This window comes from Acaryochloris sp. IP29b_bin.148 (genome assembly GCF_028285565.1).
In the GTDB taxonomy this organism is placed as follows: domain Bacteria; phylum Cyanobacteriota; class Cyanobacteriia; order Thermosynechococcales; family Thermosynechococcaceae; genus Acaryochloris.
Map to the genome: position 1 here is coordinate 39790 of NZ_JANQOY010000129.1, position 6567 is coordinate 46356.

Sequence of the window (6567 nt, forward strand, 5' to 3'; positions counted from 1 at the left end):
GAATATCTTAATAGTGATAAAGTGAGTTAACCTACAATTAGAATAATAGTATTGAATTTTCCATAGTCAATAGAAAACAAAATAGTTATATATTCAAGTTCTCTATATTATTTTCTTAGGGCCTTGCAAAGGATATTAGCAAACCTGATAAAGTCTTGTATCAAGTAGCCAAAGAGAAACCAACGTCATCCATATTTACTCCTTTATTTAAGAGTGAGCTAGGGATCGACACAAATAAATATCATGATTATCAGTACCAAAGCCATATTGTTCAGATTCTTGGTCAGTAAAATGAGATAAATAAGGGATGACTTGAACCTGAAATCCAGCTTCCTCTAAGCGATCTTTGTAGTCTTTACCATATTGTCGAACATGATCAGGTTGTCCATACAGACGAGCTCTCTCGGTTGGATTAGTAATAGAAAGATCTTCCTGGGTATAATCGCCAACAATCGGTACTTGCAAGATTGCCCATCCTGAAGATTTCACAACACGAGCCAACTCTTTCATCGCCTGTATATCATTAGGTACATGCTCTAAAACATGAGAGCAATATACAATATCAAAATGATTATTAGGGAAATCAATCTCTGTTAAATCTACAACTGGTATTCCTGGCTTATCTAGATCGCCAGGCAAATAATCTAGATGAGATAAGCTAGAAAATCTATCCATAAAACAAGCCTCTGGCGCAATATGAAGCATCTTTTTGGGAGATTGTTGAAATAAATCGGTTTCCTGTCGAAAGTACAACCACATCAATCGATGTCTTTCTAGGCTAAAGCAGATGGGGCAGACTGCATTAGGCCGCTTGTTAACACCATAGGGATTGAAACTACGGATATGTGAAGCACAAATTGGACAGAACTTTTTAATTCCAAAGTTGAGTGTTTTCTTGATGTTTATTCTAGCTATTTTTTTAATAGAAGGCATAACACTATATGGCAAAATCATTAAAGTTAAAGTCTGATTTCAGGTAAGACAAGATTGATAAATATCGACTAACCTTTGGTTGAGATTTCGAATATCAAATTTTTCGGCAACATAATCCCTGCCTTGCTGGCCCATTGCAGGCCAGCGTTCAGAATGTTTCAGCAGGAATAAAATACGCTCAGCTAAGGCATCAACATCTCGCTCTGGCACTAGAAACGCAGATTTACCATCCACAACACTGTCTGGAAAACCATTATGCAGTGTTGCCACAACTGGGAGACCCATAGCTTGTGCTTCTATCAGAACAAGTCCTTGGCCTTCTCGATCAAAGTTTTTGGCCGTTACACTCGATAAAACAAATAAATGCGATTGTGCATATAGTTCTTGCACTTCTTCTTTAGTTTTTCGGCCTAATAAATATACATAATTCTGTATATTTAGCTCCACAATCAGATCCTCAAGCTGGCCAAGCAATGGTCCTTCACCCACGATATAATATTTTATATTCGGGACTTCTGAAATAACTTTTGCAATAGCTCTGATGGAATATTCTATCCCTTTTTTCTCAACCAAGCGCGCAACCGTCATCACTCGAATAGGTTGTTCTGCTAACGGCAGTACTCTATGCTGAAAGTTATACAATGAGATATCAAGACCGACAGGTAAACAGTCTATTTTTCCTACTGGACATCCTAGTTCAATCAGTTTGGATATCGTAAATTTTGAATTCGCAGTGAACCTATCACTCATTTGAAAAAGATGGGTATATATCTCTCTCCCACGCAGCATAGGGATAACATTGACATCATAACCATGAAAGGTGGTTACCAAAGTACCTTTTACTGCACCCATTTCTCTTAATGCAGCCCCAATGATCCCTACATGACCATGATGGCAATGGATCACATCATAATGATGATTTCGATGAAGGAAAGGGATGGCTCGATATAATATTCTTAACGAGGCCGCTTCTCTCCCATACTTAAATATATTTAATGCCTTCAGAATTAGCAGTGGCCGCTGCCAAAAGAAAGAAGCAGATTGAGAGAAAGCATAAATATATCTTTTAACAATGTTTTTGGACAGAGTGGGATAGTAAAAAGTACAGTCTTGAAGCTGATACTTATCAAAGTCTTTATGCATTTTTACATCTTTAGACGGCCTCTGAGCATAAATCGAAACTTGATGGCCACAATCAATCAATGCTGTGATTTGGCTGAGGATAAATGTTTCTGATATGGCAGGGAATTCGCCAACTAAAAATGCGATTTTCATTAAAATTACTGTTGTTTATCTGAATTATCTTGCTTTTGAGCAACAAGACCATATCCTAGCGGAAAATTCTTTGATGTTTTAGCTGAGACTTTTTTCCCAAACCTAGAATTAACGACTAACCGACTCAGAAAAAGATGCGCTGAAGATATAAGAGAGAAACGGGCTAATTGCTTTGCAGTAATATCTAAAATAATTTCAAATGTCCCGCCGTAGGGTTCTAAGTGTAAGATATCTAGCTTATTTTTTTGACAAAACATTTTAAGAGAAAATTCAGTATACCGAAAATAATCATAGGGTTTTTCATGAATCTTATATAAAAAAGGCACTGTCAAGATTAGTTTTCCTCTTGGTTTTAAAAGTCTAGACACTTCACTCATAACTAGCTCTGGGTTAGAAATATGTTCGAGTACATCTGTCATCAGAATTGTGTCAAATATCTTACCTTGTAGAGGGATGCCATCATTGATATTTACCTCATGATCGAGATAAGGGTTTTCATGGAAGCTGCTACTCCAATCAACACAAATATTATCTATTATATAATCTTTATACATTTGATAAAGAGGAACATTACCACACCCTAAATCCAACAGCAGACCACTGGCATGTTTTTCAATTAAATCTTGATACAGTGATACTTGAATAGAGGCAATTAATCGGGAACCAATAAGTACTTGTGTAGGATCCGTTGAAAAACTATAGCCTTGCTTGGTCTTTACAAACTTGGTCGCAGTCCATGTTTCCTTGTTAAGCATATAAATGTGACTTGAAAGACTATTTTCTCAAAAATGTAGATTACGTACGGGTGAAATTTTTCATAATATCCTTAGAATCTTGAACGATTGCTCTACCACTGGGAAATGTTAGCAACGTCCCTATAAAGACTGAAATAGTAATCACACCAGCAAGTAGGCAGCCCAATAGGATATGAGGTGATTGAAAGTAAAATCGAAAGCATAGTAAAGCGGCTGCAGTAGTTATGAGAGCCAGGATAATAGGTGCAGTGGCTACATAGAAATCTTGGGTGCGAACGGGGCCAGACTTGCCAACAAACCAAAATAATAGCGGCATCGTGATCAAAATCCACACTAGGGCATAAGAGGCTGCGACTCCCGTTGCTCCCCAAGGTAAACCAATACCAAAGGAGGTGACTGCCAGTATAGTGCTGATGATTCCCCAAATTAGCATTCGATCAGTCTGCCCTTGGGAAATGAGTAGCCACCCAACTGAGTTAGCAACAGGCTGCATGGCCCCTGCCAGTCCTAACCATAGAAATATCGGTGTTGCAGGTATCCATTGCTTGCCTAATAAGATGGCGATCAGCCAATCAGAGGTTGCCATCATAAAAGCAACTAAAGGGACTGTCAATAACATCAGCTTTTGGACAATTTTAATGTAGGCTCTTCGATATTTTTCGGGTGAGTCAGATAAGCGACTCAACAGCGGAATCGCAACACTTCTGATCGGTCCATTGATTTGCTTGATGGGGAGTAAGAGAAGCTGATAGGCCTTGGCATATAATCCTAATTGGGTTTTACCTAGATATTTACCAATCAAAATGTTGTCAACATTTCGAGCACAATAATTAATGACCGTAAATCCTGTTAAGTTTCCTCCAAATTTCAACATTGAAGGAATCTCTGGATCCCAAGATGGCCATCCTGGAATCCACCCGCAGCTCAGCAGCGCACCTAATGTTAAGGTTGTGGCTGTAGCAATGGGATAAATAACCAACGCCCAATATCCCATGCCTTGCAAGGCAGCCACAATCGCTAGACCAACACCACAGACTTGCGCGATAAGTTCACAAGCAGCAAGCTTTGAATATTGCATTTGGCGTTGGAGTAAAGCGATGTGCTGAGTCCCTAAACCACTGATTACAATCCCACTCGCTAAAGCAATGGTAATCCAGACTAGGCGAGGTTCTTGATAGAACTGAGCGATCACAGGTGCAAGGATCACTGTGATCAACCCAATTAAAAGACTAAAGGCTAGGTTGATCCAAAATAACGTACTTACCTGAGCATGATTAATTTCTTTTCGTTGTACAGTGGCCATCGATAGCCCCAAGTCTTTGAAGAGCTTCATAAAGCCTATCACTGCCATCACCATACTCACCAAGCCATGATCAGCAGGCGTCAGTAATCTGGCTAAACAAATGTTCGAAATCAGGGTCAGCGCAAATTTGACGCCTTGAGATGAGACAGTGATGAGGCCACCCTGGATGGAACGTCTCTTTAAATTGGGCTGTAAATGTTCAGTTTTGAAGAATTCTCTATTTTTTTCGTTAGGAACACCCCGATTAGACATTTTGGACAACTTGGCTGCTCCTTTCTCAATCGATATATCAAAGAGATACTAAGTATGGCTTTACTCCATATAATGTCGCTAGCTAGATCAGATATTCATTTAGACTCAGTTAGTCTTTCAGAAGAAGCTTAGTGTCTAAAAGTTGCTAATCCGTTGAGGTAAAAGTGGCGAAAGAGCAAGAGAAAACATATAGATGGCAAGCCCCAGCTTTGCATCCTAGTCTAACAATAGGCTTATTGGTTAAATCGACAGAGTCGAGAGCAGAGCATCATAAAACGTTGTAGTCAGTAACGTCCAAGGGACTATGAAGGCGTCATCTGAGTCAGACAACTATATAGTAGTTTCTGAGTTATACATAGTAATCTCGATGTGGTGCAGAAAATTAGGGTGTAAACGGGTGTAAACCCTTTGAACTAACCTCACGTCTTATTCTGGATGCCTTGCCCGCTCTTAGTCTCTGTGACAGCTGATGAATATTTTGTTGACTATTCATGAACACTTGGACCCTAATTCTGGTGCGGCTGGAAGTACCTTGAAGCTGGGAGACGCTTATCGAAAGCAGGGACATCAGGTGTACTATTACTCCTTTGATGATTTTGGGGTTAATATTCCTCCTGGATTTAAAGATTTGCTGTTCCCAGAATTTGTTGCATTTCATCTCTTACGGCAGTTAGAAAAGCTCAGGATCGATGTCATTGATATGTCGACTGGGGACGGGTGGTTATGGGGAAGTTTTAAGCATCTCCAGCGATCTTCTCAACCTTTATTGGTGACTCGGAGTCATGGTTTAGAACATCTAGAAACAAAAGAAATTCTAGAAGATGTTCGCCGAGGGAATCGCCAACTCAGTTGGAAATATAGATTGTATCGAGGGGGACCCCATTTATGGGAGGTGGCAACTTCTTTTCGAACTGCAGATGCTGCTTTTCTACTCAATCGCCAAGAAGCTGAATATGTGACCCTGCACTTTGGTTTGCCTCCAGAACAAATCCATATTGTCGCTAATGGTTTGCCTGACGATTTCCTAGGGCTGCCCTTCGCACCGACACCCTTAGAGGCATCTTCGATCATCCGTATCGCTCAGGTGGGAACTTATATCCCACGTAAGGGGATTCAATACAGTACGCCAGCTTTGAATCGAATTCTATGCCAATATCCTCAAGTTCATGTGAGTTTTCTGGGGACGAGCTGTCGTGAATGTCTGAGTTCTGAGATGGTTTATGCTGATTTTGATCCAGAGGTGTGCGATCGCATTACTGTGATCCCTCGATATGACCATGAATCCTTGCCTGAGTTGTTAGCAGGACATCACATTAAACTGTTTCCGACGATATCCGAAGCCTTTGGCAAAGCGTTAATTGAAGGTATGGCTTGCGGTTTAGCACCAATCACAACCTCAGCTGCAGGACCCATGGAAATTGTGAGGGATGGTTATGATGCCTTGGTTGTTCCAACTCGCGAGAGTAACGCTCTGGGCGTAGCCTTAGAAAAATTAATTATTGATCGGCCTTTGTTACACCAACTCCGCCAGAATGCCTATACAACTGCTCAAGGTTATAGTTGGAAAAAAATCGCTGCAGCAAGACTTGCGACTTATGAACAGGCTCTCAACACCAAGAGACATCAAACTGTCCCTAAATAGTCAGATTATTGTTCCTTGCAGTCGCGCTCCTATCCCTCTGGCACTAAAGCTTTACATATCGTTCTAGTGGGTCATTTGGTGTGAACATTGCCATTACTTTTCATGCAACTAAAGCCAGAGTAACCGCTACAGAGCCTCCTAGCCGATGGCCTTGTCATCTTATTTGCCCTCATTGCCGTCGTACTGCTCGTTTGCCACCCCATTCAAACGGCGTTGGATGTTGATTCCATACCTTGGCGACGGCCTCAAATCGGTCCATGATCTGTTGAGGCGTTTCGGGATGTTGGCCATCCAACGCGCGTCGCTTAAGGATGCGCTGGATCGACTCAGCCATATTCAACCAACTGCCAGAAAGCGGCGTGTACAAAGGCAAAATGCCATGTTCACACAGCCATAGCATCAACTCG

The 6567-nt window shown here is 40.9% G+C and carries 5 protein-coding genes and 1 pseudogene; 1 reads left to right on the top strand and 5 read right to left on the bottom strand.

What is annotated here, in order from left to right; translation table 11 throughout:
- Positions 1-207: 207 nt before the first annotated feature.
- Genes Q0986_RS12220 through Q0986_RS12235 form a run of 4 tightly spaced genes read right to left on the bottom strand, consistent with a single transcriptional unit; the run spans position 208 to position 4518 of the window.
- Positions 208-933, bottom strand: a complete 726-nt coding sequence (locus Q0986_RS12220; protein WP_299410510.1) for a class I SAM-dependent methyltransferase — start codon at positions 931-933, stop codon at positions 208-210.
- A gap of 39 nt (positions 934-972) precedes the next feature.
- Positions 973-2208 carry a glycosyltransferase gene (locus Q0986_RS12225; protein WP_299410513.1) on the bottom strand — a complete coding sequence of 412 codons (1236 nt, stop codon included), beginning with the start codon at positions 2206-2208 and terminating at the stop codon, positions 973-975.
- A gap of 5 nt (positions 2209-2213) precedes the next feature.
- Positions 2214-2963 (bottom strand): class I SAM-dependent methyltransferase, encoded by a 750-nt coding sequence (locus Q0986_RS12230; protein ID WP_299410515.1) that lies wholly within the window; start codon positions 2961-2963, stop codon positions 2214-2216.
- A 40-nt stretch (positions 2964-3003) separates the two neighbouring features.
- Entirely contained in the window at positions 3004-4518 is a 1515-nt protein-coding gene (locus Q0986_RS12235) for a lipopolysaccharide biosynthesis protein (RefSeq protein ID WP_299410524.1), read from the bottom strand.
- A 481-nt stretch (positions 4519-4999) separates the two neighbouring features.
- On the opposite strand from Q0986_RS12235, the gene Q0986_RS12240 reads away from it, so the two are divergent.
- Positions 5000-6160 carry a glycosyltransferase family 4 protein gene (locus Q0986_RS12240; protein WP_299410518.1) on the top strand — a complete coding sequence of 387 codons (1161 nt, stop codon included), beginning with the start codon at positions 5000-5002 and terminating at the stop codon, positions 6158-6160.
- 169 nt (positions 6161-6329) lie between these two features.
- Here the strand turns inward: Q0986_RS12240 and Q0986_RS12245 are convergent.
- Positions 6330-6567, bottom strand: a pseudogene (locus tag Q0986_RS12245) (transposase); the annotation flags it as partial.